Origin of the sequence: Haloglomus halophilum (genome assembly GCF_024298885.1) — an archaeon.
Classification (GTDB): domain Archaea; phylum Halobacteriota; class Halobacteria; order Halobacteriales; family Haloarculaceae; genus Haloglomus; species Haloglomus halophilum.
Map to the genome: position 1 here is coordinate 2,331,904 of NZ_CP101166.1, position 23,338 is coordinate 2,355,241.

Here is a 23,338-nt window from a genome sequence, read left to right on the forward strand (position 1 = left end):
GATACGGTCTGGTGATGTCGGACCGCCCCGCCAGCCGCCGCACAGTACTCGCGGGCGTGGCTGGCACTGCCGCCTCGCTTGCGGGCTGTATCAGCACGAGTCCACAGCCACCCGGCGCCAGCGCCGCCACCGACGACGGCGGCGGCGGTGGCGGGTCGGCGACTGTTCTCAAGCTCGGTGGCTCCTCGACGGTGTACCCGATAGCGAACCGCGGGGGGTCGTTCTGGAACTCGAACCCACCGCCGTCCGACGAGGAGTACTGGGGTCCGTCCGAGTACGGGATCGCGACCAACGAGCGCCTCGCCGACTACTTCGCCAGCAAGTACGGGTTCGAGGCGACCGGCGGCGCCTCGCCGCCGTTCCGCGTCTCGGTCGGCCTGAGTCACTCCGGTACCGGCCTGGAGAAGGTCGAAGCCGGACAGGTGGACATCGGGAACGCCTCGGCGCCGGTCGCCGCGGAGTTCCCCGAGAGGTCCGAGGAGGAGCTCTCGAAGTTCACGAACCACGTCGTCGGCGTCGACGCCCAGCCCATCGTCGTCAGCAAGGAGATCTACGACGCGGGCGTCACGGAACTCACCGGCGAACAGGTCCGGGCCATCTACCGCGGCGATGTCACCTCGTGGAGCGAGATCGACGCGTACGACGGCCCGGACCGGGAGATCCAGGCCATCGGTCGCTCCGTCGGCTCGGGGACGGACACCGCCTTCCGCGCGAACCTGCTTGGGTCGCCCGACGCCGACATGTCCGGCGTCGACATCCGGCGTGGGCAGAACCAGCAGGTGAAAGCCACCGTCTCCCGGTCGGACAACGCCATCGCCTACATGGCGCTCGCGTTCGTCGACCAGCAGGCGGCGCCGGCCATCTCACTGACGTTCGAGGGGACCACCTACACCCCCGGAGAGAACCTCTCTGACCCCGGGTACCCGCTCGCGCGTGACCTCCACTGCTACACCTGGGAGGGCACCTCGAAGAAGGAGGCGGCGTTCCTGCACATGCTCATCAGTGACTTCGGCCAGCAGAACTTCGTCGCGTTCGCGGGCTACTCGAAGCTGACCGACGAACGGCAGCAAGAAGAACTCGACAAACTCCCGGACCAATGAGTACCCACACGAGTCGCCTCGACCGGGTCCGCGACGCCGACCACGGGCTGAAACTCGTCGGGAGCGTCGGCGGTGTCGCCATCGCCACCGCGCTGGTCGCGTTCCTCGTCGCGCCGGCACTCACCCTCTACCCGCTGCTGGCGTTCGTCGCCGTCATCGGCTACGGCTGGCTCCGATACCAGGAGTCGACCGCGCGGTTCCTGATGTTCCTCACGACGGTCTCGACGGTCCTCATCCTCGGGCTCATCACCGTCTACCTCCTCATCCGGTCGTTCCCCGCATTCGGCGAACTCGGCATCGACATGTTCACCGGAACGGAGTACGGCGCGGCGGGCTACTCGCTGGTCCCGATGATATGGGGCACACTGCTGACGACGCTCATCGCGATGCTCATCGCCGGGCCGCTGGGCATCGCGGGCGCCCTGTTCCTCGCCGAGATCGCGCCCGGCTGGGTCCGGGAACTGCTCAAGCCCGCCGTCGAGGTGCTGGCGGGCATCCCCTCCATCGTCTACGGCTTCCTCGGGCTGGTCGTCCTGAGTCAGTACCTGTTCGACCAGTTCGACATGCCCGTGTTCGGGAGCCTGCTCGCCGTCGGCCTCGTCGTCGGCGTGATGGCGCTGCCGACGGTCATCTCGGTGGCCGAGGACGCCATCACCAGCGTCCCGGACAGCATGAAGGACGGCTCGCTCGCGCTCGGCGCGACCGACTGGCAGACCATCAAGAGCGTCACCGTCCCGACCTCGTTCTCGGGTGTCTCCGCGGCGGTCATCCTCGGCGTCGGCCGGGCGGTGGGGGAGACGATGGCCGCGACGGTCATCCTCGCCAACATCGCCGACCTGCCGGACCCGCTGTACGACGTCTTCGGCAACACCGTCACGCTGACCAGCCTCATCGCCAGCCAGTACGGCAACGCCAGCGGCCTCCAGATGTCGGTCCTGTTCGCGGCCGGCGTCGTGCTGTTCGTGACGGTGATGACGCTGAGCATCGGCTCGCAGTACGTCGAGGTTCGCATGGAGCGCAAGCTCGGAGGGCGACAATGAGTACGGACACACGCGCGCTCGTCGCGACGGAATCGTCGACGCTGGAACTGGCCGGTGGGGGGCTCGTCGCCCTCTCGCTCCTGTTGGTCGTCGGGGGCCTCGTCGGGCTGTTCGGGGTCGTCCCGGTCGGCGCGACCGTCGCTGGCGTCCCGTTCGCCACGCTCCTCGGGGCCGGCCTGCTGGTGCTGGGTGCCGGGGTACTCGGTATCGGTGCGGCCTCGCGGACGGGGCTCGTGGCGACCGACCCGAGTCGGAGCGCCGGGCTGCTCGCCGGCGGCGTCTTCGCGCTGTTCGGCCTCGTCGTCGGGGGACTCGTCGGTGCGTTCGCGCTCGGCCTCGCGACGGCCTGGCCGGTGACGGCACTGCTCGTCGGAGTCGGCGCGGGCGCGGCCACGGTCCTCCCGCGCGAGGACCTCGGCAGCACGCTCGTCCCCGGGAGCGTCGCTGTCGTCTCCGGGCTGACCATGCTGTCGGGGCTGGTCGGTCCGGGCTGGTCGTGGCCCATCGGTGACCTCTCGGCGACGCTGTACGCCGAGGTGGCCATCCCGCTGCTGGCGGCCGTCGCCGGCCTCCTGGCCGCCTGGACCGCCGCGAAGGCGTACGGTGGCTTCGGGAGCCGGGGGCGACAGCTCGGCGCGTACCTCCTCATCGGCGCGAACGCGGCCTGGATGGCCGCGCTGCTGGTGGGGCTGGTCGCGTTCGTGCTCATGAAGGGGTTCGCTCCGATGACCCGTGGCATCCGCTACGGGCTGTTCGTCCAGCCCTGGACCTGGTTCTACTTCCCGCCCATCGAGGAGTACGTCGTCATCAGCGGGCCCGTCATCTGGTTCTACTGGCCGTTCGTGATGGAGGGGGTCGCGCTGACGAACGATATCAACGGCGTCCTGCCGGCCATCGTGGGGACGTTCTGGCTGGTGCTCGGGGCGGTGACGTTCGCGGTGCCGCTCGGGGTCGGGGCGGCCGTCTTCCTCACGGAGTACGCCGAGCAGGGCCGGTTCACCGGGCTCGTCGAGGTCTCGACCAACGGGCTCTGGTCGACGCCGAGCATCGTCTACGGCCTGTTCGGGCTCGCATTCCTCGTTCCGCGGCTCGGGAACACGACCTCCATCCTCGCGGGCCAGCTCGTGCTCGGGTTCATGCTGCTCCCGCTGGTGGTCATCACCTCGCGCGAGGCGCTCAAGAGCGTCCCCGACGCCTACCGTGACGCCTCGGCGGCGCTGGGCGTGAGCAAGTGGGAGACCATCAAGAGCGTCGTCCTGCCGGCGGCGCTACCGGGGGTCATCACGGGCATCATCCTCGGCGTCGGCCGCATCGCCGGCGAGACGGCGCCCATCCTGCTGGTGATGGTGTCCGACCCGTTCCCCAGCGCGGCAGCGAGGGTCGTCCAGGGGTCGTTCCACTTCACGGGCTCGTTCCCGTTCGTGGCTGCCCCGACCATCGACCTCGTGCAGTCCTCGTCGGCGCTGCCCTACCAGCTGTACGCCGTCATCAGCGCCGGACTCGACCAGAACATGGCTTTCGCCTGGGGGACGGCGCTCGTGTTGCTGCTCGTGGTGCTGAGCTTCTACGCGGTCGGTATCGCGTCGCGGGTCTACTTCCGGAGGAAACTCAACCAATGAGCGAATCATCACTCACCGACAGCGAGATGGAGACGGGAGAACTGGACGAGAGCACCGCCGGCATCGACGCCGGGGGCTCGACCACGACCGACGGCGAGACCGAGGAGGAGGTTCAGGCGGAGTGGACCGACTACAGCTTCGACGGCGAGCCGAAGATCTCCGTCGAAGACCTCGATGTCTGGTACGGCGACGACCACGCCATCCAGAGCGTCTCGATGGATATCCCCGAGGAGTCCGTGACGGCGCTCATCGGCCCCTCGGGCTGTGGGAAGTCGACGTTCCTGCGGAGCATCAACCGCATGAACGACCGTATCAACATCGCCCGGACGGAGGGGCGGGTCGCCATCGACGGGCAGGACATCTACCAGGACGGCACCGACCTGGTCGAGCTCCGCAAGCGCGTCGGGATGGTGTTCCAGTCGCCGAACCCGTTCCCCAAATCCATCCGCGACAACATCGCCTACGGCCCGCGCAAGCACGGCGACATCGAGCGCGGCCTGCTCGCCCGGCTCCTCGGGCGTGACGAGAAAGCGGAGGAGGACCGACTCGTCGAGCGCTCGCTCCGGCAGGCGGCGCTGTGGGACGAGGTGAGCGACCGCCTCGACGACAACGCCATCGGCCTCTCCGGCGGGCAACAGCAGCGCCTCTGCATCGCGCGCTGTCTCGCCGTCGACCCCGAGGTCATCCTGATGGACGAGCCGGCGTCCGCGCTGGACCCCGTCGCCACCTCGAAGATCGAGGACCTCATCGAGGAGCTGTCCGAGGACTACACGGTCGTCGTCGTCACCCACAACATGCAGCAGGCCGCCCGCATCTCCGACCAGACGGCAGTCTTCCTCACGGGCGGCGAGCTGGTCGAGTACGGCGACACCGACCAGATATTCGAGAACCCGGAGAGCCAGCGCGTCGAGGACTACATCACCGGGAAGTTCGGCTGACGTGCCCCGCGAGGAGTTCCAGGCCGAACTCGACGACCTCCGAACGGAGATCGTCGAGCTGGGCCGCACGGTGCTGGCAGGGTTCGAGCGGGCCGCGGTCGCGCTCGTCGAGAACGACACCGAGGCCGCCCGCGCCGTCATCGATGGTGACGCGACGGTCAACCGGCGCTACCTCGACCTCGAATCCCGCTGTATCGACCTGCTCGCCCTCCAGCAACCCGTCGCCGGTGACCTCCGGTTCGTCGCCTCCTCGTTCAAGATTCTCACCGACATCGAACGCATCGGCGACCTCGCGGTCAACCTCGCCGAGCGCGCCCGCGACAAACGCGAGGACTACCTCCCCGAGGTGAACGTCGACGACCTCACCGGCATCGCCGCGGAGATGCTCGACCGCGCGCTGGACGCCTACGCGGCCGGCAACGCCGCTGCCTGCCGCGCGGTCGCGGACCAGGACGACGAACTCGACGGGCTCTGTGAGCGCGTCGCCGGCCTCGTCATGGAGGATCTCGTCGGCCGCGAGGTCGGCCACGAGATGGCGGACGACCTGCTGGCCGGTGTCCGCCGCCTGCTGCTGACCGTGCGGGATATCGAGCGCGTCGGCGACCACGCCGTCAACATCGCCGCGCGGACGCTGTATATGGTGGAAGGGACCGAGACGTTGTTGTATTAGGTTGTGAATTTCACTCGTACGCTCTGTGCAGCGAGATTTCTGCTATGCTTGAGCACTAAAACGGAAATTTCGAAGAGAATAATCAGGCTGGTTCCGAGAACAGGAAGCGCGCGAGCGCCCACCACCGAGACCGCGACCGGGGGGAGCGTGTCGAGGTAATCGGCGCTCGCGCGGGGAGGTGTGGGGACCCCGCGCTCCGCTGGAACCGCCACACGCGAACGCTCGGTGCAACCAGCCACAGGGTGGGACTGAAAGGGGCTGCACGCTCGACGAAGCACGGCGACGCAAGCACCGCAGGCCGAACGAAGTGAGGCCGCGGCGCGCAGCGAGCCGCGCGAGTCGAGCGTGTAGGGGCTTTCTACAGTCGCTGTCCACCACTTGCGGCTCCACCTCTCTCACGCCCACGTTCCGAAGCCCTTAGAAGCCCGAACCAAGAAGATAGCTCCAACTCGTCGGTCGCGGGCACCGACGGGCACCTGCTACGGCAGGATGGAATGTGGCCAGCGGGGGCGAAGCCCCCGGAGAGGCGGCGCAGCCGCCGATGGGCTGAACCACGCAACGCCCGCGGTGACACACATGACACGAAGCTTCTATTCGCACATCCGGGAGGCCTGGAACTCCCCGAAGGAGGGCAAGCTCGCGGAACTGCAGTGGCAGCGCCAGCAGGAGTGGCGCGACCAGGGCGCCATCGAGCGCATCGAGCGGCCAACCCGACTGGACCGCGCGCGCTCGCTGGGCTACAAGGCAAAGCAGGGTATCGTCGTGGCCCGCGTCGCCGTCCGGAAGGGCGGGGCGCGCAAGCAGCGGTTCAAGGCCGGCCGGCGCTCGAAGCGCCAGGGTGTGAACAAGATCACCCGCCGGAAGTCCATCCAGCGCATCGCCGAGGAGCGCGCTGGCCGGAAGTTCCGGAACCTGCGGGTCCTGAACTCCTACTGGGTCGGTGAGGACGGCTCGAAGAAGTGGCACGAGGTCATCCTCGTGGACCCCGAGCACCCCGCCATCGAGAACGACGACGACCTGAACTGGATCTGCGACAGCAGCCAGCGCGGGCGCGCCTACCGCGGGCGAACCTCCGCGGGGCAGAAGGGTCGCGGCCAGCAGGGTCGTGGCAAGGGCACCGAGCACACGAAGCCCAGTCTCGGCGCCGACCGTCGGCGCGGGAAATAACGGATACCGCGGCCGTTCCTCCGGAGTTCTTCGAGCGCTCTAGCGACAGCCACGACGATAGGCTGGCGACAGTCCCACATCGACTCGGAGTCCCGCCGTGACCGTCGAGGCGGGTCACGGAAGAATTATCTGAAGACTTGCTCAATCGAGAATATGGCCGATGCCGAACCCGCGGTCGACACCGAGCGGCTCCGGCGGTTGCTGGGCGACCAGCTGGGGGAGTGCTGTGAGGGTGATGTGGAGGACCGGGTGGCGGAGCTCCGGACGCTGGAGCGCGAGACCACCGCGCCCGGCGGCGACCTGACGGCGCTCCAGGCACTCGGCGGGGAGACGCGCTACCGACTGACCCGGCTGCTCGCCGCGGGGGGCGAGCGCTGTGTCTGTGAACTCGCGCCGCTCGTCGATGTCTCCGAATCCGCGGTGAGCCACGCGCTCTCCTCGCTGGCTGACGCCGGGCTGGTCGAGCGTCGGAAGGCGGGCCGCTGGCGCTACTACCGCGCCACCGACCGCGCGACCGCACTGCTGGACGCGCTCGACCGGACCCGGGAGGTGCCGGCATGAGCCGCCGGACGCTGGGCTTCGTCTGCGTGCAGAACGCCGGCCGGTCGCAGATGTCGGCCGCCTTCGCCGAGCGCGAGCGCGCACGCCGCGGGCTGGCGGACGAGGTCGATATCGTCACCGGCGGGACCGACCCCGCCGACGCGGTCCACCCGGAGGTCGTCGAGGCCATGCGCGAACTCGACATCGACCTCTCGGACCGCACGCCGCGTGCGGTCACCGACGCGGAGCTCGCCGAGTGCGATGTCGTGGCGACGATGGGCTGTTCGACGCTGTCGCTCCCCGAGGGCGTCGAGGCCCGGGACTGGGCGCTCGCGGACCCGCACGGCCAGGACATCGAGCGCGTCCGCGAGATCCGCGAGGAGATCGAGGGCCTCGTCGTCGACCTGTTCGACGAGGTCGAGGCCGACCTCGCCGCCGGGCAGTAACGCCCACGAGAGACCGCTTCTCTCGACGGCGCTTCTCTCGATGCCGCTTCTCTCGACGGCGCTTCTCTCGATGCCCGACCTCCCGTGAGCCGGCGCGCCAGCCACCGCCCGTCCGGGGTATAATACCCCACCTCACAACTGCGGGGGACCACCTACCGTGGTCGCCCCGTAGAAACGAGTATGAACCGACGAAGGATTCGTCCTGAATCGTCTCACAGTGTCTCCAGTCGGAATCGAGTACCACGAAACGGCAACCATCGGAGGGGGGACCGATGACGGAGACGGTCCCGTTCACCCCGCTGGACGAGGCCGTGTTCCACCTCGAGGAGGAACTCGAACCCTGGAACGTCCAGATCGAGATCGGCTCGGCGGCCAGTCTGGACGGCGAGCGCCTGTACGACGCCGTCGAGGCGGCCGCGGCGGCGCACCCGCTCGCACGGGCGCGTCTGCGCGACTACGGTGCCCTCGACGACGAGTACGTCTGGGAGATCCCCGACGAGCCCGACACGGTCCCGCTGAAGCGGACCGAGGCGGCCGATGCCGGGGCGCTGGCCGACTTCCGGACGCAGTTCTACAGCCCCCGCGTCGAACTCCGCGAGTCGCCGCCGTTCCGGGTCGCGCTGGCCCGCGGCGGCGGTATCGACGGCGGCGACCGGCTCATGGTCTGCGGGAGCCACGTCGCGATGGACGGCGTCGGGACGCTCCGGCTCGCGCGCTCGATCTGTCAGGCCTACCGCGGCGGCCCCATCGACGAGGACCCCGTGGGGCTGGCCGAATCCCGTGCCGTGCTGGCCGAGAACGGCCCGAGCTCGCTCGCCGAGGCCGGGACCCGCCTTGCCGAGGGACTGGGTCGGCTCCCGGACGCACTGGACGAGCCGACCCGTATTGCCGTCGACGGCGGGACGGACGACTCCGGCTGGGGGTTCGTCCACCGGGAACTGGACGACGACCTCGTCGCGGCGGTCGTGGGGAACCGGCCGGATGGCGTGTCGGTCAACGACTGCTTCCTCGCGGCGCTCCACCTCGCCATCGACGGCTGGAACGCCAGCCACGGCGAGGAGCGCGACCGCATCAGCCTGATGATGCCGGTCAACGCCCGGCCGCCGGAGTGGTTCTACGAGACGGTCGGGATGTACGCCCCGTTCGTGAGCATCGACACGAAGCCGTGCCACCGCACGAGTCCGGGTGCGGCCGTCGAACGCGTCGTCGAGCAGACCAGCCGGCACAAGCGCCACGACGGCGCCGGCTGGGTCACGGATGCGCTGGGCCCGCTCTCATCGAACCTCCCGGTCGGCATCAAGCGCCTCGTCCCGGGGCTGCTCGGCGCGACGCAGTACCGCTTCGTCGACAGCGCCGTCCTCTCGAACCTGGGGCGGGCTCCCGAACTCCGGGCACTGGGCGGCGACGGCGACGCGACGGACCTGTGGTTCTCGCCCCCGTCGATGATGCCGCTCGGCGTCGGCTTCGGCGTCGCGACCCTGGACGGCGACGTGCGGCTGGTCACCCGCTACAGTCAGCAGCAGTTCGACCGCGACGCCGCCCGTCGGTTCACGGACCGCTACCTCGACCGGCTCGGCGCGACGGTCCCGTGACGCGTTCGGGAGGTGTTTCGAGCGCAGGCGGCGCTGGAGCGCCACGTCCGCCTGGTCGGACTGGTGGACCGGCCGGTTCTACCGCTCGATGTCCCCGTCGTCGGGCCCGAACTCGTCGATGCGCTCGTGGACGTAGTCGGTCCACTCATCGAGCGTCTCGTGCATCAGTTCACGGGCCTCCTCCAGTGGCGTGGCGGTGTACTGGTAGACGTGCCCGCCCGAGTCGAGCAGGCGGCGTTCGCGGGTTGCGAGGTTCTTCTCGCGGAGCGTCGCGAGCGAGCGGTTCACGTTCGAGCGGTCGCGGTCCAGCGTATCAGCCAGCTCGGCGACCGTGCTCCCTGGGGTCTCCAGCAGCGTGAGATAGGTCCGGGCCTCGTGGCTCTGGATACCGAAGACACAGGCCATCACGTCCGTGACGCCCGGCTCGTCGTCGATCATCAGCTCGCGGAACCGGCCGGGGTCGGGGTCGGAAGCGGGCGTGTCCATCTGTGCCCGGTACTACCGGCGAGACTGGAATAAATCCCGCCGTTACCTCGGATTCACCTAGAATCACCCGTGTCACCACCCCATGCACGGTGTCCCCGAACCGGGAGCACAGGTGAGCGGGCATCGCCACGTCACACGCCGACGGCACCGACCCGCCGATGCCGGCGCTCGTGCGTCTCCGGCGCGCTCGCGCCCGTGTGCGCGAATGTGACCGTGATGCCCATCCACGCAGCCGCGGTGCCACTAACAGGGAACCAGCGGAACCGGCGGCCGATGGCAGAGACACAGACCGCGAACGCCACCGGACTGACCGATATCGAAGCACCGTCGTGGAAAGGCGGCGTCGTCGCCGGGGTTGTCGGGGGCGCCGTCATGGCCGCCGTGATGCTGATGATGAACCCTGCCCCGATCGAGGTCGCGATTCCGAGCCTCTACGGGCTCGCACCGCCCCCCAACGGAGCGGCCGGACTCGTCGTCCACCTCTCGCACGGCGCGGTCCTCGGGGTCGCCTTCGCCGGCCTGGTCGGCGTGGCGGACATCGGCGACTCGCGGGGGACGCTCCTCGGTGCAGGCGTCGTCTGGGGCGTCGTGACGTGGGTCGTGCTCGCGGCGCTGGTGATGCCGGCCTGGCTGTCCGTGGTCGGCTCGCCGGCCCAGCCGCCGCTGCCCAACTTCGCGCTCCCGAGCCTGCTGTGGCACGTCGTCTACGGCGTCGTCGCTGCCGCGGTGCTCCCTGCGGTCGACGAGCTGTAATCGGGGTCGCGGAGCCGCTCAGGCCTCCAGCTTCTGCCGGAGCACGTCGGGCGCCGCGGCCAGCGCGTCGTCCAGCGCATCGGCGTCGGGACCACCACCCTGCGCGAAGTCCGGCGGACCACCTCCGCCACCGCCGACACGCCCCGCGAGGTCGGCGACGACCTCGCCGGCGTTGATGCCGACAGCGTCCGGGACGGCGACGACGAACGTGGCGCCGTCGATGCCGGAGCCGATGACGGCCACCTTCCCCTCCTCGGCCAGCGCGTTCGCGGTTGCGCGGAGTTCGTCCATGTCGGCGTCGAGCCGCTGGACGACCGCGGTCGTCTCGCCGAGGTCGACCTCCTCGCCGGACTCGCCACCCTGGGCACGCGCCTCGGCGAGCTGCTCTTTCAGCTCGTCGATGCGCTTGCCCCTCTCTTTCCACTCGACGAAGAACCGCTCGGCCGTGTCGGGGACCTCCTGCGGGTCCACGTCGAGCGTGTCGGCCGCGTCGTAGAGGGCATCCTCCGTGCGCTGGGTGGCCTCGACGGCGGCGTCGCCGGCTGCGAAGACGAGCCGCTCGACCCCGTCCTGGACCCGCTCCGTGCCGAGGACCTTGATGGCGCCGATCTCGCCGGTCCGCTCGACGTGGGTACCCGCGCAGGCCTGCACGTCCTCGCCGACGGTGATGACCCGGACCTCCGTGCCGGCGGGGATACCCCCCTGGAACAGGTCGAAGCCGTACTTCGCCTGCGCGTCGTTCCGGTCGAGCCACTCCTGTTTCACGGAGAGGTTCTCGCGGACCATGTCGTTCGCGACCCGCTCGATGGCCTTGACCTGCTCGCGGTCGATGCGGTCGTAGTGGGTCACGTCCAGCCGCGAGGAGTCGGTCCCCTTCTGCGCCCCGGCCTGCCGGATGTGGTCGCCCAGCACCTCGCGGGCGGCGTGCCCGATGACGTGCGTCGCGGTGTGGTGGGCCATCAGCCGACGGCGGCGAGTCCCGTCGACCTGCCCGCGGACGAACTCACCCTTGCCGGGGTCGGCGTCGGTCCGGTGGAGGACCACGCCGTCGACCTCCTGTACGTCGCGCACCTCGGCGGTGACGTCCTCGGTCGAGAGGGTGCCGGTGTCGGCCGGCTGACCACCGCCCTCCGGGTAGAACATCGTCTGGTCCAGCGCCACGTCGTACAGCGTCTCGCCCTCCTCGCCCGCGTCGGGACGCTCGATGACATCCAGGACGACGGCCTCGAACTCCGTGCGGTCCTGGTCCTCGTAGAACAGCTTGTCCGTCTCGGGCAGGTCCGCGACCTGCTCGTCGATACCCTCCGAGTCGTCGTCGAAGGCCGTCCCGCCGCCGTGGCGCGAGGCGACCAGCGAGTAGAAGTCGTCGGGGACCTCCACGTCGGCGCCGCGCTGGACCGCGATCTCCTCGACCATGTCCGGCTGGATGCCGTGGCTGTCGTACAATTCGATGACCTCCTCCAGGGGGATGGGCTCGTCGCGCTCGGCGTAGTCCTCGGCGAGTTGCTCGACACGGCGCCCGCCGCGTTCGAGCGTCTCGCGGTACTTCTCGACCTCCGTCCGGACGATGTCCCGGACGGTGTCGCGGTTCCGGTAGCCCAGGCGCTCGGCCTGCATGTCCACGAGTTCGTCCAGCGGGGCGTCGACGCCGACGCTGTCGACGAGTCGCTTCGTCCGCCGCAGGACCATCCGCGCCAGGTAGCCCGTCCCCGCGTTGGAGGGGACGATGCCGTCGCCCAGCATGTAGGCGAGGGTGCGGCAGTGGTCGGCGATGGCGTAGAGCTCCTCCAGCGGCTCCATCAGCGTCTCCAGCCGCTCGACCTCGACGTCGAGGCGCTCGGCGATCTCGCGGCGAGCAGTCTCCATATCCTCGGCCTCGTCGATGTCCATCCGGCCCGCCAGTTTGGCGGCCCGGTGGACGAGGTCCTCCTGGGCCTCGGTGTGCTCGATGCCGGCGTTTGCCTTGAGGAAGTCGATGGTCTCGGGGTAGACGGCCTCGTAGACGGTGGGCGTGCCCTGGCTCATCCAGGTCCACCGCTCCAGCCCGTAGCCCGTGTCCACGATGTACGTGTCCATCGGGCTGTACCGGTTGCCGTCCTTCAGTTCGTACTCGCCCTCGGGGTCCTGCTCCATCGACATGAAGACGAGCGTCGCCAGCTCGGCACCCTTGTAGATGACCTCGATGGCGGGCCCGGCGTTGCCGCCGCCGACCCACGGGTCCTCGATGTAGGTGATCTCCTCGATATCGGCGCCGAGCTCCTCGAACAGCCCCTCGCAGAGCTCGACGGTGCGGTCCTTCCAGTAGACCTCGCCCTCGTAGGCGTACTGGTCGGGGTCCTCGATGTCCTCGCGGGCGTTGAACGCGTGGTGGGCCATCATCTCGAACGCCATCGTGTGGCGCCCCGTCTTGCCCACGTTGTCGATGTCCTGCATCCGGATGCAGGGCTGAGAGATACACAGCGGGTTGGCCGGCGGCGGCGTCTTCCCGCTCGTGACGAGCGGCTGGAAGTCGTAGATGGAGGCCTGTGTCAGCAACACGTCGTCGCGCCAGCGGTTCGCCGCGACCGGGTACGGCTCGATGCGCTCGTGGTCGTGGCCCTCGAAGTACGAGAGGAACGCCTCGCGCATCTCCGAGAGGGAGAGCTCCTCCTCGAACCCGGGATCGTCGATGAAACCGTACTCCTCGCAGGGGGGTTCACCGCACAGCTCGCGGTCCTCGTCGCGTGTCCAGAAGTGGTCGCCACACTCCGGACACTCCCGCCGGACGAACCCCTCCTCCCGGAAGTACTCCAGTTGATACTCCTCCGTGAGGTCACTCATTACCACTACGTGGCCCGGGTTCGTCTAAAAGGGTTCCGAAGGGGTGGGTTGGCTTCGAGACCGACATCCACGGCCGATTCTCCCGGAGTTCGGTCACGGCCGCGGCGGGGCCTCGTCGTACGCGTCCAGCTCCTGGTAGAAGTTCAGCATCGCGAACTTCAGCTTCTCCGGCGCCACGTCCACGAGTTCCTCGCGCTCCTCCTCGGGGAACGTGTCGTGGACGGAGTACTGGCCCAGGTCGCCGGCTCGTGAACGGGCGTACCGCTCGTCGACCAGGGCCCGCACCCCGAAGTCCTCCGGCGAGCGGACGACGCGCCCGAGCGCCTGCCGCGTCTTGCGGACGGTCGGAATCTCGACGGCGTAGCGCCAGCCCTGGTCCTCGCTGCCGAATGCGCCCGCGAACGCCTCCTCGACGGCCTCCATCCGGTCGTCGAGATGGGGGTACGGCACCCCCACGACGAGGACGGTGCGGGCGTCGTCACCGTCGTAGCTCACCCCCTCGGCGAGCGTGCCCCACAGCGAGGTGAACAGGACACCGTCGTCGTCCGCGGTGAACCGCTCGCGCAGGTCCTCGGCGCGCTCGCCGGGCCGGTCGAGGTACGGCGTGGAATCGGTCCCGACGCGGTCGTAGTAGCGCTCGGCCTCGGCGTACGAGGGACAGAAGACGAGCGTGTTGCCCGGCGTGAAGCGCACGGCGTCCTCGATGGTCCCCGCCACGGTCGACTGCACGCCCGGGTCGTCGCGCTTGCTGGCGAACAGCGCCGGCGAGGTGACCGCGAAGGTGCGGCGGCGTTCCTCGGGGAACTGGAGCCCGTAGGCCATCGTCACCGGGTCGTCGAGGCCCAGCACGTCGCGCTGGACATCGAACGGCCGGAGCGTCGCACTCATCAGAACCGAGGCGTGGAGGTCGTCGAACAGCGGCTCGGTCACCTGCCGCGGGATGCACGTGTACAGTTCCGCGCGACCGCGCACCCCGGCCTCCGTCCGGCGGACGCTGACGACGGGGTACGTGCCCGGTTCCGCGGAGCCGTCCATCCAGTCGTCGATGAACGCGGCCGCCGCCAGCGTCTGACACTCCTTGCGCGTCGTCGTCTCCCCCTCCTTGTACGCCTCCTGATAGGACTGGTCGAGGGTCTGCCCGAGGTTCAGGGCGTGTTCGAGGTCCTGCTTGTAGCCCGGGCCCTCGTAGCGTTCGAGGAATGCCATCGTCAGGTCGTCCCGACCGGTGTCGGCGTCGATGGTCACGTCCTCCCAGTCCTCGCCCAGTGACTCGCGGGCGCCGAATCCCATCCCGGCCTCGTAGACATCCACGAGCGCGTCGTGGAACGCGCGGACGACGCGCTCGGCGGCCTCGACCCGGAAGTCGTCGGTCTCGTCGAGTTCGTCGAGCGCGCTCGAGAGGGTCACCTCGTTGCAGGTCCGGGTGGCGTGGTCGCGCGCCGCGTCCTCGATGTTGTGGGCCTCGTCGAACACCGCCACGATGTCCTCCGGGTCCCGGTCCAGCCACCGGAAGAACTGCTCGCGGATGTTCGGGTCGAGCAGGTGGTGGTAGTTGCAGACGACGAGGTCGACACCCTCAATCCCCTCCTTCAGCAGTTCGTAGCCACAGAGCCCGGCCTCGTGCGCGGCGTCGTAGATCTCGTCGGGTGTGCGCACGTCCGCGTACAGCCAGTCGTAGAAGTCGCTCGTGTCCTGGGTCAGGTTCCGGTGGTAGCGGTCACACACCGTCGCGTCGGCCTGCACCTCGTCGAGCTGGTCCTCGGCGGACTGGAGTTCGTCCAGCACGGCCGCGCGGGCCTCGGCGACATCGCTGCCGCCGGCCGCCGGCTCGGTCGCCTCCCCGCCGCCCGCGGACACACCGCCCTCGTCGGTCGCGGCCTCCCGCAACTCGGCGGCCTGCTGTTCCAGCGCCGCCACCTCCTCGGCCTGGTCGACCACCTCGCGGGTCGCGTCGCGGAGCGCCTGGCACTCCTTGTAGTCGACGTCGATGTGGCACATCGACCCCTTGCCCCGGAAGACGACGGTCCGGATCGGCTCGCCCGTGTTGATCGCGCGGGCCTCCTCGATGAACTGGCGGGTCTGCTGGTGGACGTTGGTCGTGATGACGACCGTCTTGTTCGCGGCCCGGCCGTACTCCAGCGCCGGGGCGAGCGCCGCGAGCGTCTTGCCCGTCCCGCAGGCCCCCTCGAACAGCACGTCACGCTCCGTGACCAGGGCCTCGCGGATGGTCTCCATCGCGTCGTGCTGGTGGTCGTACGGCTGGTCGTACGGGAAGAAGCGCAGGTAGCCCGGGCCGTCACTCGTCGCCACACCGGCGGGTTGTTCGCTCTCGGGCAAAAGGGTTCGTGCGGCGGAGTGGAAGTGGTCGGGGCCGGATGGTCGGGCGGGCGCCGCGACGGCGCCGTCAGTCGCGGCGGATGACCAGTAGTGCCACGGCCAGCAGCCCGCCTACCGCGGCCAGCAGCCCGAACCCGGGACCCGACCCGGCCGTGGGCGTCACCGGCCCCGAGTCCTGTTGCTGCTGGTTGCGCTGTTGTTGCTGGTTCTGTTGCTGTTGCTGGTTGCGCTGTTGTTGCTGGTCCTGCTGCTGTGGTTCGGACGTGGCGGTCGGTGTCGCCGGGTCACTGCTGGCGGGGGAGGATGTCGGCGTAGCGGTCGGCGTCGACTGGCCGCTCCGCTCCGGGGTCGGCGTGGCGGTCGGTGTCGCCGGGTCACTGCTGGCGGGGGAGGGCGTCGGCGTCGACTGGCCGCTCCGCTCCGGGGTCGGCGTGGCGGTCGGCGTCGAGCCGCCTGGCGGTGGAGTCGCGGTCGGCGTCGAGCCGCCGCCTCCGCCGCCGCTGGAGGGGTCCTCCCCGCGCTGGTAGTACGTGCCGTCCTCGCTCCGACAGCGCCACGGCTTGTCCGTTATTCCGGTCGTCCCGCTCGGCATGACGCCTGCCGCGGGGCAGGTCTGTGGCGGCGGGCCGAGTTTCTCGATGGCCTGCTGGCGGCTGTCACAGCCCTCGCAGATGTAGACGTAGTCCATGACAGCGACGGCGAAGTCCGTCTGCGTGTCCATCGCCGTCGACCCGTTGCTGCGGGCGTACGCCCGGTACCAGCCCGGCTCGGACGGGTTCTTCTGACAGCCGTTCAGCCCAGCGATGACCTGGTCCTCGACACCGATGTCGATAGGCTCGCCGGCCAGCTTGCTCTCCTTGTAGTAGCCGGTGTAGATGCCGTCCGAACGGAACTTCAGCACCTTGGCCGCCGACAGGAGCGAGACGTCCGTCTCGGTCCCGGCGTTGTCGTTCCCGCGGTCGACACCGTAGGCGGCGGCGTTGCTCGCGGTACAGCTACTCCAGCTGAAATCGGGCTGGTAGAGGATGTTCCAGTGGAGCCGGATGTCCTCCTGGAACCCCGAGGCGTAGAGGGCGAACCCCGACGACGCTCCCGGATTGTGGTTCTTCACCCCGATGGTGAAGTTCCCCACGTACTGCATCTCCTCGTCGTCCTCGCGCCCGGCGACGAACTTCCCGCCACCGCCCCGCGTGAGCGCGGTGCCGTTGTCCAGCCGCTCGTCCTGTGTCTGCAGCCGTTGCTCCGCCGTGGCGCCCGTTCCGCCGGCGGTCACGACCGGCGCGACCAGAACCACGGAGACCATGATAGCAAGTGCCACGTTGGTGTGTTGCACGTCGCTCCCCTCCGGTGGTTCCGGCGAAACCTTTCTGCCGGGGAGAGCCGGGGATTTTTACTGAATGGTTAGTCACCCGTCGCGCCCGACACCGTCCCACGAACGCCACCGTGGTGACCACGCCCGGCGCCCGCAAGCGGCCCGTGATACCACGCCGCGACCCACCGCAAGACCGTTGCCGCGGGGGTCGCAAGTGGGGGGCATGACGGGGGACGACGACGAAGCCGAGGTGGAGCCGCCGCGGACGTTCGTGGAGCCGTTCCTGGAGCGCGAGCGCGCGGCACGGGACGTGCTCGACGAACTGGAGGCGGACCTCCTCGTGGGGGAGGCCGAGAGCGTCCGCGAGCGCCTCCGGGAGATGGCCCACGCGGACCACGACACCTTCCTCACGCTGTGTCTCTGCTGTAACGGCAACGACCAGTTCTTCGAGGACGTGGCCGAGCAGTTCGACGAGGAGACCGCCGACCGACTGGAGCGGCTGGGCGAGTCACACGACCAGCTCGCCGACGCGTTCCGCATCGTCCGTGAGGAGGTTGACATGGGTCGGGAGAACCCCGTGACGGGCGTGAACTTCTCGGGCGCGTACCGCGAGCGCGAGCAGGTGCCGCTCATCCGCTACCAGCTCTACTCCGGCGGCGTCGAGCTGCTGGAGTCCCGGGAGTCGCCCGACGAACTCCTGCAGGTCGCGTCCTTCCTCGTCGGCGCGACCTCGGAGACCCTGGAGAACGCCGTCGAACACGGCGACACCGTCAACACCGAGGAGCTGAGCGACCTGCTGGACCGCCGGGACGACCTCGAGACGCGGCTGGGTGAACTGGAGGACACGCTCGACGACCTGCGGACCCAGCCGATAGAGGACTGAACCGGGTCGCTACGACATCGAGAACCGATGTTCGGTGGTTACCACTCGTTACTGTTCGGAAATCTGGACATCTTGGGAGGAATGGGGGCTCTCTCGGAGGAAACCTACACTTCGGGTTCGATGTACACCTTCCGGATACCGCCCTGTGACTCCTTGAGCGCGCCCTCGATGGCGGTGATGTGGTCGTCGATCTCCTCGGTGCCGAGCGTCCCGGCGAACTCGATGTCGGCCATCACGACGACCTTCTCGGGCCCGAAGTAGACGGTCCGGAAATCGACGACCCGCTCGACCCCGTCCCAGCCGGCGACGATTTCGCGGAGTTCCACCTCGTCCTCACGCGGCATCGACTCGCCGAGCAGGAGCCGCTTGTTCTCCCAGGCGAGCGCCACCGCGAACCCCATCAGCATGATGCCGATGAGTGCGGCGGAGACGGCGTCGTAGATGGGGTTGCCGGTGTAGCGCGAGAGGAAGACGCCGAACAGGGCGATGCCCGCGCCGGCCATCGCGATGAAGTCCTCGGTGAGCGCGGTCAGGACGGTCACGTCCGAGGTCTTGCGGAACGCCTCGCGGAGGCCGCTCCAGTCGTTCTCCTCGATCTGTCGGCTCATGTTGGCGTACGCCTTCTTGAACGCCCACGCCTCGAAGACGATGGCACCGATGAGGACGCTGTAGTTGACGAAGACGGCGGGGAAGGTGATGTTCAGCACCGGGAGTGTCGCGCTCCCCGTCCCCGGCGGGTGTGGGTTGACGATAGCGCTGTAGCCGTGCTTGAGCGACTCCCAGCCGGCGATGCCGAACAGGAACACGCTGACGAGGAAGGAGTAGAAGAACTGTGCCTTCCCGTAGCCGAACGGGTGTTCCCGGGAGGCGTCCTTCCCGCTGTAGCGGATGCCGATGAGGAGGAACACCTGGTTGCCCGTATCGGAGATGGAGTGGTAGGTCTCCGAGAGCATCGCGGCGCTCCCGGTCAGCAGGAAGCCGACGAACTTCATGATCGCGATGAGTCCGTTGGCGACGAGCGCGGCGAGGACGACGGATTTGCTGCTGGCCATCGGTTGTGCGAGGCCTCACGCGACGGTGCAAAAGACCTTGCCGTCCGACCGGGGCTTTAGTCATCCCCCGTCGAACGCCCGACCATGCTCACCGTCGTCTCCGACACGCACGGCACCGACGACCCACGCCTCGACGGCCGGACCGCGACCGCGGTCGCCGACGCCGAGGCCGTCGTCCACGCCGGGGACTTCACCACCGAGCGGGTCCTCGATGCCTTCCACGACGCTGCCGGAACCCTCCACGCGGTGTCCGGCAACCGCGACACGGCCGGCGTGACCGACCGCCTGCCAGCGCGACGCGTCCTCGAGTACGGTGGCGTCCGGTTCGTCGTCGTCCACGGCCACGAGCACAGCGAGCAGGCGCTCTCGCTGGCGGCCCGCGAGGCCGGCGCTGACTGCGTCGTCGTGGGCCACTCCCATCGGCCGACGCTGCGGGCGCTCGGTGACGTGACGCTGCTCAACCCGGGGAGCCACGCGGACCCACGGCGGTACCGGCCCGCCCACGCCGAGCTCGAAACCGACGGCGACGGACTGGCCGGCCGGTTCGTCCAGCCGGACGGGACGCTGCTGGAAGAGTTCAGAATCGACCCGAGCGCGGGGCCGGCGGGGACCGAGTGACGGCGCCGCGACCGGGCGATGCACCGAACCGGGGGACGGTAGGGGAGAGGGCCGAGTGGGGGACCGGGGGGGAGGGCCGAAGCGTTCGGCGCAGATTCCGATACGGAGGGATATAGAAAATAGTCGCCGGAAGCTCAAAGAGACGTTTTACCAACGAGAGGGGCGCTCGCGGCGGTTCAGCGGTAGGTAAGCGCGACCGCGACGCCCAGCACGATGGCACCGCCCAGGAAGAACGCCACGCCCGGGGGGAGCCCCATGGTCGGGTCGCCGGCCCCAGCCGCCGCCTCGGTCGTCATCCGGACCGTCTCCGTCACCGTCTCGTTGACCGGGGTAGGCGTCGGGGTCGCCCCCGTCGCGGCACCGTCGGCCGCCGCCTGCGTGGCGGTCGAGGTCGCTTCGGGGGCCTCGGTCGCCATCGTCGGCTCGGCGGTCGCTTTCGGTGTCCCGGCCGGCGTGGCCGTCGCCGACGGGTCCGCGGTCGCGGTGGCGCTGCCACCATCGCCTCCGCCGCCGCCGCCGGCGGCAGCCGCCGTCTCGGTGGCGGTAGCGCTCTCGTCTCCCGTGTTGAAGATGCCCACGTCGCCACCGCCGCTGGTCGTCTCCGGTGGGGGTGTTCGGGTGGGTGTCTGCTGGGGCGTCTGCGTGGGCGTTCCCGCCCCGGTCACGTTGCCCGACAGGTCACTGCCGCCCGCGCCACCACCGTCCGAACCGCTCGAGCCGGTGCCGAACAGCGATGGCGCGAGGCGGCCGACGCCGCGGCCGAACACCTCCTGTACCGCGACCGCACCGAACAGGAGCGCGAAGAGGCCCCCCACAAGTCGCCGGAGCGCCGCACGGATTCCCGAGGCCTGGTCCTCGCGACCGGCGAAGATGACCAGCGGCTTGTCCGCCGGTGCGTAGACGTCCATCTCGCGGCCCTTCTCGGAGTAGGCGGTGCCGACGACCTCGATGGCGCCGGCGTCGGAGAGCCGCTCGAGGTGGTACTGGGCGTTCTGGAGCGTCGTGTCGACCTCGTCGGCGAGCTTCGACGGCGGCAGAGGCTCCTCGTGGAGCGACGACAACATCTCGCGCGCGGTGTCGGAGGAGAGCGCACGCATCAGCGCGTCCGCCTCGTCGCTGTCGAGGCCGACCACCCGCGGGTTCTCCTCGACGGACACCTCCGGGCTGGAGGGCAGGAGGCTCATCACCCGTTCAAACCGGGTGGTCGCGCATGAATCTTGTGTGCGCACGGTCCACTGTGACGGCGCACAGGGCTCCGGACCGGGAGACTGGCCGCAGGTGTCGAAACGCCTTTGCGCGCGCCGATACCACCGGCGCGTATGGTACAGGTGGACCCGGTACTGGTCGCCATCGTCGCCGTGCTGCTGTTCATCGTGTTCGCCCTCTTCCTCCTGTTCCGCCGCACGGTCAAGGGGTTCACCGACGGGCTCCGTGACGGACAGCGCCGCGACTAGCACGCCGACGGCCGGCGCCACCGACCCGCTTCAGCGCAGGTCCCGGTCCCGCTCCCAGGCGCACAGCAGGTCGGCCAGCGTCCGGAGCGTCGGGGCCGCCACACCGTGTGCGTCGGCGCGGTCGAGCGCCATCCCGAGGATGGCATCGACCTCCGTCCGCCGCCCGGCGAGCACGTCCTGTTGCATCGAGGAGGTGTTCGCAGCGGTCGCGGCCGCGACCCGTTCGACGGCCGCCGTCGCCGCCCCGTCCCCGAGGTCGACCCCCTCGGCCCGGGCGACGCGAGCCACCTCGCGCGCCGCACGCCGGGCCACGTCGTTGCCCGGGCCGTCCAGCAGGGCCCCGTTCTCGACCCGGGCGAGCGCGGTCGGGGCGTTGATGCCGGCGTTGACGGCCAGTTTCTCCCACAGCCGCCGGGGCATGTCGGCCGCCACGGTCGTCTCGATGCCGGCGTCGGCGAAGGCGGCCTCCACACGGTCGGCCGTCGCCGAGGCGCCTCCCTCGTGGGGGCCGAGTACCACCTCGCCGACGCCGGTGCAGCGGACGACCCCTGGTCCGGGCGACATCGCGCCGTAGGTGCAGGTGCCCGCGAGCACCTCACAGTCGTCGGCCAGCGCGTCGGCCAGCACCGCCTCGTTGCCCAGTCCGTTCGAGAGCGACAGTGCCGCCCCGAGGTCGAGGTTCGCGTCGGCGAGGTCGCGGGCCGCGGCTCCCGTGTCGAACGCCTTCGTCGTCACGAGCGCGCAGTCGAACCGGCCGTCCGGGACCGCCGTCGCAGCCGCCGGGTGGACGTGGGTCTCGATGGCCCCCTCGACGGCGAGCCCGGACGCGCGGATGGCATCGACGTGGGGCGCACGGCCCACGAGCGTCACGTCGTGGTCACGGGCCAGCAGCCCTCCGAGGAGGCTACCGAGCGAGCCCGCACCGACGACGAGGAACTCCATACCCGTGGGTCCGGGCGAGCGAGTAAAGACGTGTCGTCAGCGACGTGGCTGGAGGCCAGTCGGATAAACGGAGGTGGTGGCGACGGCCGCACACGATGCCCGCGTCAGTCCTGCGCCCAGTAGTAGAGCTCCTCCTCGGCCGCGCCACACGAGGGACACTGCTCGGGCATCTCGTCGAGGTTGCCGATCTCGCCGCACTCCCAGCACCGCCAGTGCAGTTCCTTGTGGCCCGAGCGTGCGTCGGCCTCGTGGTCGACGGACATCGCCGTCACTCCCTCCGAGGTGGCGACGTAGAAGCCGTGCTCGTCCAGGCCGCGTACCCGACCGAGTTCGTTCCCGTCCTCGTCGTACACGGTCTCGCCGAACGGTACCTGCCGCTCGGTGTCTGCCTGTTCGCTGGACATGATGCACGGTACCATACGGCGTGCTGCGGCAAAAAGCTATCCGCGCCCACGGCGCGACGGCTGAGGCAGACGCCGCCCGCGGCGCTCACTCCTCGGTGGTCGTCTGGTCGAGATCCTTCTCGCCGAGGTGGATGGCCGCGCCGTCCTGGGCCACCTTCTCCGCGAGCACCGCGCACTTGACCCGCATCGGGTTCACGTCGATACCCAGCAGTTCGAAGATGTCGTCGCGGTCCATCTCGCGGATCTCGTCGAGCGTCTTCCCGTGGAGGTCCTGCGAGAGCATGCTGGCCGAGGCCTGCGAGATGGCACAGCCGTCCCCGACGAAGGAGACCCGCTCGACCGTCTCCCCGTCGTCGTCGAGCTTCACGTACATCTTGATCGTATCGCCGCACATCGGGTTCTCCCCGACGTGTTCGAAATCCGCATCCTCGAGCTCCCCGTAGTTGCGCGGGTTCTTGTAGTGGTCGAGGATCTGCTGGCGATACATGTCACGGCCGCTCATTGTCGTCCGTGGATAGTGGACTGCGGCGCAAAAGGCTTCGCTTCCGGACACCGCCATCGCCACCCGCGGCACGCGGTGTCGCAAGGCACATACGCCCCCATTCCGACCCGCAGGTATGAGCGACGGGGACGTCGAGGCGGACGGAGATGCCGAGAGCGACGGGGGGCTCTCGGCCGAGGGCGACTTCATGCTCATCTTCGGGCTCTCGGCGGCAGTCGTCACCGGACTCTACGCCCTCGGCGGCGGCCTCCCGACGGCCCTCCTCCTGGGTACCATCGCGTCGGTCGCCTCGCTGGGCGCCGTCGTCGCCGACCTCACCCGCCCCGACTTCCGCCCCTCGACCGGCCTCCACAGCCTCATCACGCTGTCGGCTGCCGCGGGCGCGCTCGTCGCGTACGTCTACAGCAACGCCCTCCTCACCGCGACCGGCCTCGGCGTCGTGGCCATCGCCAACGCCGGCCGCGTGTTCGAGGTGGACTTCCGTGACGACGACTCGCTGCTCGACCCGCTGGAGGAGGACGGGGACGAAGACGAGGCCGAGGACGGCGAACCGACCGAGGCCGCCGAAGAAAGTTCGAACTGACGCACCTGGCGCCATATTTTTCGAACTCTGTGTCAAAATGTGCCATAGCTGGCGAGAATCGAATACTCCAGAGAAATCAG

General features: G+C 69.4%; 23 protein-coding genes. 14 read left to right on the forward strand and 9 right to left on the reverse strand.

Going from position 1 to position 23,338, the window contains the following annotated elements; translation table 11 throughout:
• Positions 1 to 14 precede the first annotated feature (14 nt).
• The 9 genes from NL114_RS11225 (at position 15) to NL114_RS11265 (ending at position 9,112) form a co-directional block, all read left to right on the forward strand.
• Positions 15 to 1,100: a PstS family phosphate ABC transporter substrate-binding protein gene (locus tag NL114_RS11225; RefSeq protein ID WP_254821012.1), complete on the forward strand. Its 1,086-nt coding sequence runs from the start codon at positions 15 to 17 to the stop codon at positions 1,098 to 1,100.
• Positions 1,097 to 2,140: a phosphate ABC transporter permease subunit PstC gene (gene pstC, locus NL114_RS11230; protein ID WP_254821013.1), complete on the forward strand. Its 1,044-nt coding sequence runs from the start codon at positions 1,097 to 1,099 to the stop codon at positions 2,138 to 2,140. Before NL114_RS11225 ends, pstC begins: the two co-directional genes overlap by 4 nt.
• Positions 2,137 to 3,759 (forward strand): phosphate ABC transporter permease PstA, encoded by a 1,623-nt coding sequence (gene pstA, locus NL114_RS11235; protein WP_254821014.1) that lies wholly within the window; start codon positions 2,137 to 2,139, stop codon positions 3,757 to 3,759. The genes pstC and pstA overlap by 4 nt, the downstream gene beginning before the upstream one ends.
• 26 nt (positions 3,760 to 3,785) lie before the next feature.
• Complete coding sequence (gene pstB / locus NL114_RS11240) at positions 3,786 to 4,697, forward strand: phosphate ABC transporter ATP-binding protein PstB (protein ID WP_254824706.1); 912 nt, start codon at positions 3,786 to 3,788, stop codon at positions 4,695 to 4,697.
• Position 4,698: 1 nt separating this feature from the next.
• Entirely contained in the window at positions 4,699 to 5,367 is a 669-nt protein-coding gene (phoU, locus tag NL114_RS11245; protein ID WP_254821015.1) for a phosphate signaling complex protein PhoU, read from the forward strand.
• 576 nt (positions 5,368 to 5,943) lie between these two features.
• Entirely contained in the window at positions 5,944 to 6,534 is a 591-nt protein-coding gene (locus tag NL114_RS11250; protein ID WP_254821016.1) for a 50S ribosomal protein L15e, read from the forward strand.
• Positions 6,535 to 6,687: 153 nt separating this feature from the next.
• The gene (locus NL114_RS11255) at positions 6,688 to 7,095 is read left to right on the forward strand and encodes an ArsR/SmtB family transcription factor (RefSeq protein ID WP_254821017.1); all 408 of its coding nucleotides are present in this window, start codon (positions 6,688 to 6,690) and stop codon (positions 7,093 to 7,095) included.
• A complete protein-coding gene (locus tag NL114_RS11260) occupies positions 7,092 to 7,520 on the forward strand; it encodes an arsenate-mycothiol transferase ArsC (RefSeq protein ID WP_254821018.1) in 429 nt (142 codons plus the stop codon). Before NL114_RS11255 ends, NL114_RS11260 begins: the two co-directional genes overlap by 4 nt.
• 272 nt (positions 7,521 to 7,792) lie before the next feature.
• A complete protein-coding gene (locus NL114_RS11265; protein WP_254821019.1) occupies positions 7,793 to 9,112 on the forward strand; it encodes a condensation domain-containing protein in 1,320 nt (439 codons plus the stop codon).
• A gap of 78 nt (positions 9,113 to 9,190) precedes the next feature.
• Here NL114_RS11265 and NL114_RS11270 read toward each other — a convergent pair whose 3' ends face one another.
• Positions 9,191 to 9,598: a helix-turn-helix domain-containing protein gene (locus NL114_RS11270; protein ID WP_254821020.1), complete on the reverse strand. Its 408-nt coding sequence runs from the start codon at positions 9,596 to 9,598 to the stop codon at positions 9,191 to 9,193.
• Positions 9,599 to 9,871: 273 nt separating this feature from the next.
• Between NL114_RS11270 and NL114_RS11275 the strand changes: the two genes are divergently transcribed.
• A complete protein-coding gene (locus tag NL114_RS11275) occupies positions 9,872 to 10,351 on the forward strand; it encodes a histidine kinase (protein ID WP_254821021.1) in 480 nt (159 codons plus the stop codon).
• Positions 10,352 to 10,369: 18 nt separating this feature from the next.
• Here NL114_RS11275 and alaS read toward each other — a convergent pair whose 3' ends face one another.
• The 3 genes from alaS to NL114_RS11290 form a co-directional block, all read right to left on the reverse strand.
• Positions 10,370 to 13,171: an alanine--tRNA ligase gene (alaS, locus tag NL114_RS11280; protein WP_254821022.1), complete on the reverse strand. Its 2,802-nt coding sequence runs from the start codon at positions 13,169 to 13,171 to the stop codon at positions 10,370 to 10,372.
• Between the two features lie 93 nt (positions 13,172 to 13,264).
• A complete protein-coding gene (locus NL114_RS11285; RefSeq protein ID WP_254821023.1) occupies positions 13,265 to 15,481 on the reverse strand; it encodes an ATP-dependent DNA helicase in 2,217 nt (738 codons plus the stop codon).
• A 94-nt stretch (positions 15,482 to 15,575) separates the two neighbouring features.
• Positions 15,576 to 16,841 carry a hypothetical protein gene (locus NL114_RS11290; protein ID WP_254821024.1) on the reverse strand — a complete coding sequence of 422 codons (1,266 nt, stop codon included), beginning with the start codon at positions 16,839 to 16,841 and terminating at the stop codon, positions 15,576 to 15,578.
• Between the two features lie 202 nt (positions 16,842 to 17,043).
• Here NL114_RS11290 and NL114_RS11295 point away from each other — a divergent pair, with 202 nt between their 5' ends.
• On the forward strand, positions 17,044 to 17,703 hold the full coding sequence (locus NL114_RS11295; RefSeq protein ID WP_254821025.1) for a hypothetical protein: 660 nt from the start codon (positions 17,044 to 17,046) through the stop codon (positions 17,701 to 17,703).
• 104 nt (positions 17,704 to 17,807) lie between these two features.
• Here the strand turns inward: NL114_RS11295 and NL114_RS11300 are convergent, their stop codons facing one another.
• Complete coding sequence (locus NL114_RS11300; RefSeq protein WP_254821026.1) at positions 17,808 to 18,755, reverse strand: cation diffusion facilitator family transporter; 948 nt, start codon at positions 18,753 to 18,755, stop codon at positions 17,808 to 17,810.
• Between the two features lie 84 nt (positions 18,756 to 18,839).
• On the opposite strand from NL114_RS11300, the gene NL114_RS11305 reads away from it, so the two are divergent.
• Positions 18,840 to 19,373 carry a metallophosphoesterase gene (locus NL114_RS11305; RefSeq protein WP_254821027.1) on the forward strand — a complete coding sequence of 178 codons (534 nt, stop codon included), beginning with the start codon at positions 18,840 to 18,842 and terminating at the stop codon, positions 19,371 to 19,373.
• A gap of 176 nt (positions 19,374 to 19,549) precedes the next feature.
• Here NL114_RS11305 and NL114_RS11310 read toward each other — a convergent pair whose 3' ends face one another.
• On the reverse strand, positions 19,550 to 20,557 hold the full coding sequence (locus NL114_RS11310; RefSeq protein ID WP_254821028.1) for an ArsR/SmtB family transcription factor: 1,008 nt from the start codon (positions 20,555 to 20,557) through the stop codon (positions 19,550 to 19,552).
• A 135-nt stretch (positions 20,558 to 20,692) separates the two neighbouring features.
• Here NL114_RS11310 and NL114_RS21645 point away from each other — a divergent pair, with 135 nt between their 5' ends.
• The gene (locus NL114_RS21645; protein ID WP_286671069.1) at positions 20,693 to 20,827 is read left to right on the forward strand and encodes a DUF7859 family protein; all 135 of its coding nucleotides are present in this window, start codon (positions 20,693 to 20,695) and stop codon (positions 20,825 to 20,827) included.
• A gap of 30 nt (positions 20,828 to 20,857) precedes the next feature.
• On the opposite strand, the gene NL114_RS11315 is transcribed toward NL114_RS21645, so the two are convergent.
• The 3 genes from NL114_RS11315 to sufU form a co-directional block, all read right to left on the reverse strand.
• Positions 20,858 to 21,769: a ketopantoate reductase family protein gene (locus NL114_RS11315; RefSeq protein ID WP_254821029.1), complete on the reverse strand. Its 912-nt coding sequence runs from the start codon at positions 21,767 to 21,769 to the stop codon at positions 20,858 to 20,860.
• A 104-nt stretch (positions 21,770 to 21,873) separates the two neighbouring features.
• A complete protein-coding gene (locus NL114_RS11320) occupies positions 21,874 to 22,173 on the reverse strand; it encodes a DUF7130 family rubredoxin-like protein (protein WP_254821030.1) in 300 nt (99 codons plus the stop codon).
• Between the two features lie 85 nt (positions 22,174 to 22,258).
• Positions 22,259 to 22,675: a Fe-S cluster assembly sulfur transfer protein SufU gene (sufU, locus tag NL114_RS11325; protein ID WP_254821031.1), complete on the reverse strand. Its 417-nt coding sequence runs from the start codon at positions 22,673 to 22,675 to the stop codon at positions 22,259 to 22,261.
• Positions 22,676 to 22,790: 115 nt separating this feature from the next.
• Here sufU and NL114_RS11330 point away from each other — a divergent pair, with 115 nt between their 5' ends.
• Entirely contained in the window at positions 22,791 to 23,258 is a 468-nt protein-coding gene (locus NL114_RS11330; protein WP_254821032.1) for a hypothetical protein, read from the forward strand.
• Positions 23,259 to 23,338 lie beyond the last annotated feature (80 nt).

Excerpts from the sequence above, each read along its gene's own strand:
- NL114_RS11255 (WP_254821017.1), top strand. The coding sequence starts at position 6,688 with ATGGCCGATGCCGAACCCGCGGTCGACACCGAGCGGCTCCGGCGGTTG.
- NL114_RS11320 (WP_254821030.1), bottom strand. The coding sequence starts at position 22,173 with ATGTCCAGCGAACAGGCAGACACCGAGCGGCAGGTACCGTTCGGCGAG.
- NL114_RS11275 (WP_254821021.1), top strand. The coding sequence starts at position 9,872 with ATGGCAGAGACACAGACCGCGAACGCCACCGGACTGACCGATATCGAA.
- NL114_RS21645 (WP_286671069.1), top strand. The coding sequence starts at position 20,693 with ATGGTACAGGTGGACCCGGTACTGGTCGCCATCGTCGCCGTGCTGCTG.
- NL114_RS11310 (WP_254821028.1), bottom strand. The coding sequence starts at position 20,557 with ATGAGCCTCCTGCCCTCCAGCCCGGAGGTGTCCGTCGAGGAGAACCCG.
- pstA (WP_254821014.1), top strand. The coding sequence starts at position 2,137 with ATGAGTACGGACACACGCGCGCTCGTCGCGACGGAATCGTCGACGCTG.
- NL114_RS11330 (WP_254821032.1), top strand. The coding sequence starts at position 22,791 with ATGAGCGACGGGGACGTCGAGGCGGACGGAGATGCCGAGAGCGACGGG.
- pstC (WP_254821013.1), top strand. The coding sequence starts at position 1,097 with ATGAGTACCCACACGAGTCGCCTCGACCGGGTCCGCGACGCCGACCAC.
- NL114_RS11295 (WP_254821025.1), top strand. The coding sequence starts at position 17,044 with ATGACGGGGGACGACGACGAAGCCGAGGTGGAGCCGCCGCGGACGTTC.
- pstB (WP_254824706.1), top strand. The coding sequence starts at position 3,786 with ATGGAGACGGGAGAACTGGACGAGAGCACCGCCGGCATCGACGCCGGG.
- NL114_RS11260 (WP_254821018.1), top strand. The coding sequence starts at position 7,092 with ATGAGCCGCCGGACGCTGGGCTTCGTCTGCGTGCAGAACGCCGGCCGG.
- NL114_RS11315 (WP_254821029.1), bottom strand. The coding sequence starts at position 21,769 with ATGGAGTTCCTCGTCGTCGGTGCGGGCTCGCTCGGTAGCCTCCTCGGA.
- NL114_RS11305 (WP_254821027.1), top strand. The coding sequence starts at position 18,840 with ATGCTCACCGTCGTCTCCGACACGCACGGCACCGACGACCCACGCCTC.
- NL114_RS11250 (WP_254821016.1), top strand. The coding sequence starts at position 5,944 with ATGACACGAAGCTTCTATTCGCACATCCGGGAGGCCTGGAACTCCCCG.
- NL114_RS11270 (WP_254821020.1), bottom strand. The coding sequence starts at position 9,598 with ATGGACACGCCCGCTTCCGACCCCGACCCCGGCCGGTTCCGCGAGCTG.
- sufU (WP_254821031.1), bottom strand. The coding sequence starts at position 22,675 with ATGAGCGGCCGTGACATGTATCGCCAGCAGATCCTCGACCACTACAAG.
- alaS (WP_254821022.1), bottom strand. The coding sequence starts at position 13,171 with ATGAGTGACCTCACGGAGGAGTATCAACTGGAGTACTTCCGGGAGGAG.
- NL114_RS11265 (WP_254821019.1), top strand. The coding sequence starts at position 7,793 with ATGACGGAGACGGTCCCGTTCACCCCGCTGGACGAGGCCGTGTTCCAC.
- NL114_RS11225 (WP_254821012.1), top strand. The coding sequence starts at position 15 with ATGTCGGACCGCCCCGCCAGCCGCCGCACAGTACTCGCGGGCGTGGCT.
- NL114_RS11300 (WP_254821026.1), bottom strand. The coding sequence starts at position 18,755 with ATGGCCAGCAGCAAATCCGTCGTCCTCGCCGCGCTCGTCGCCAACGGA.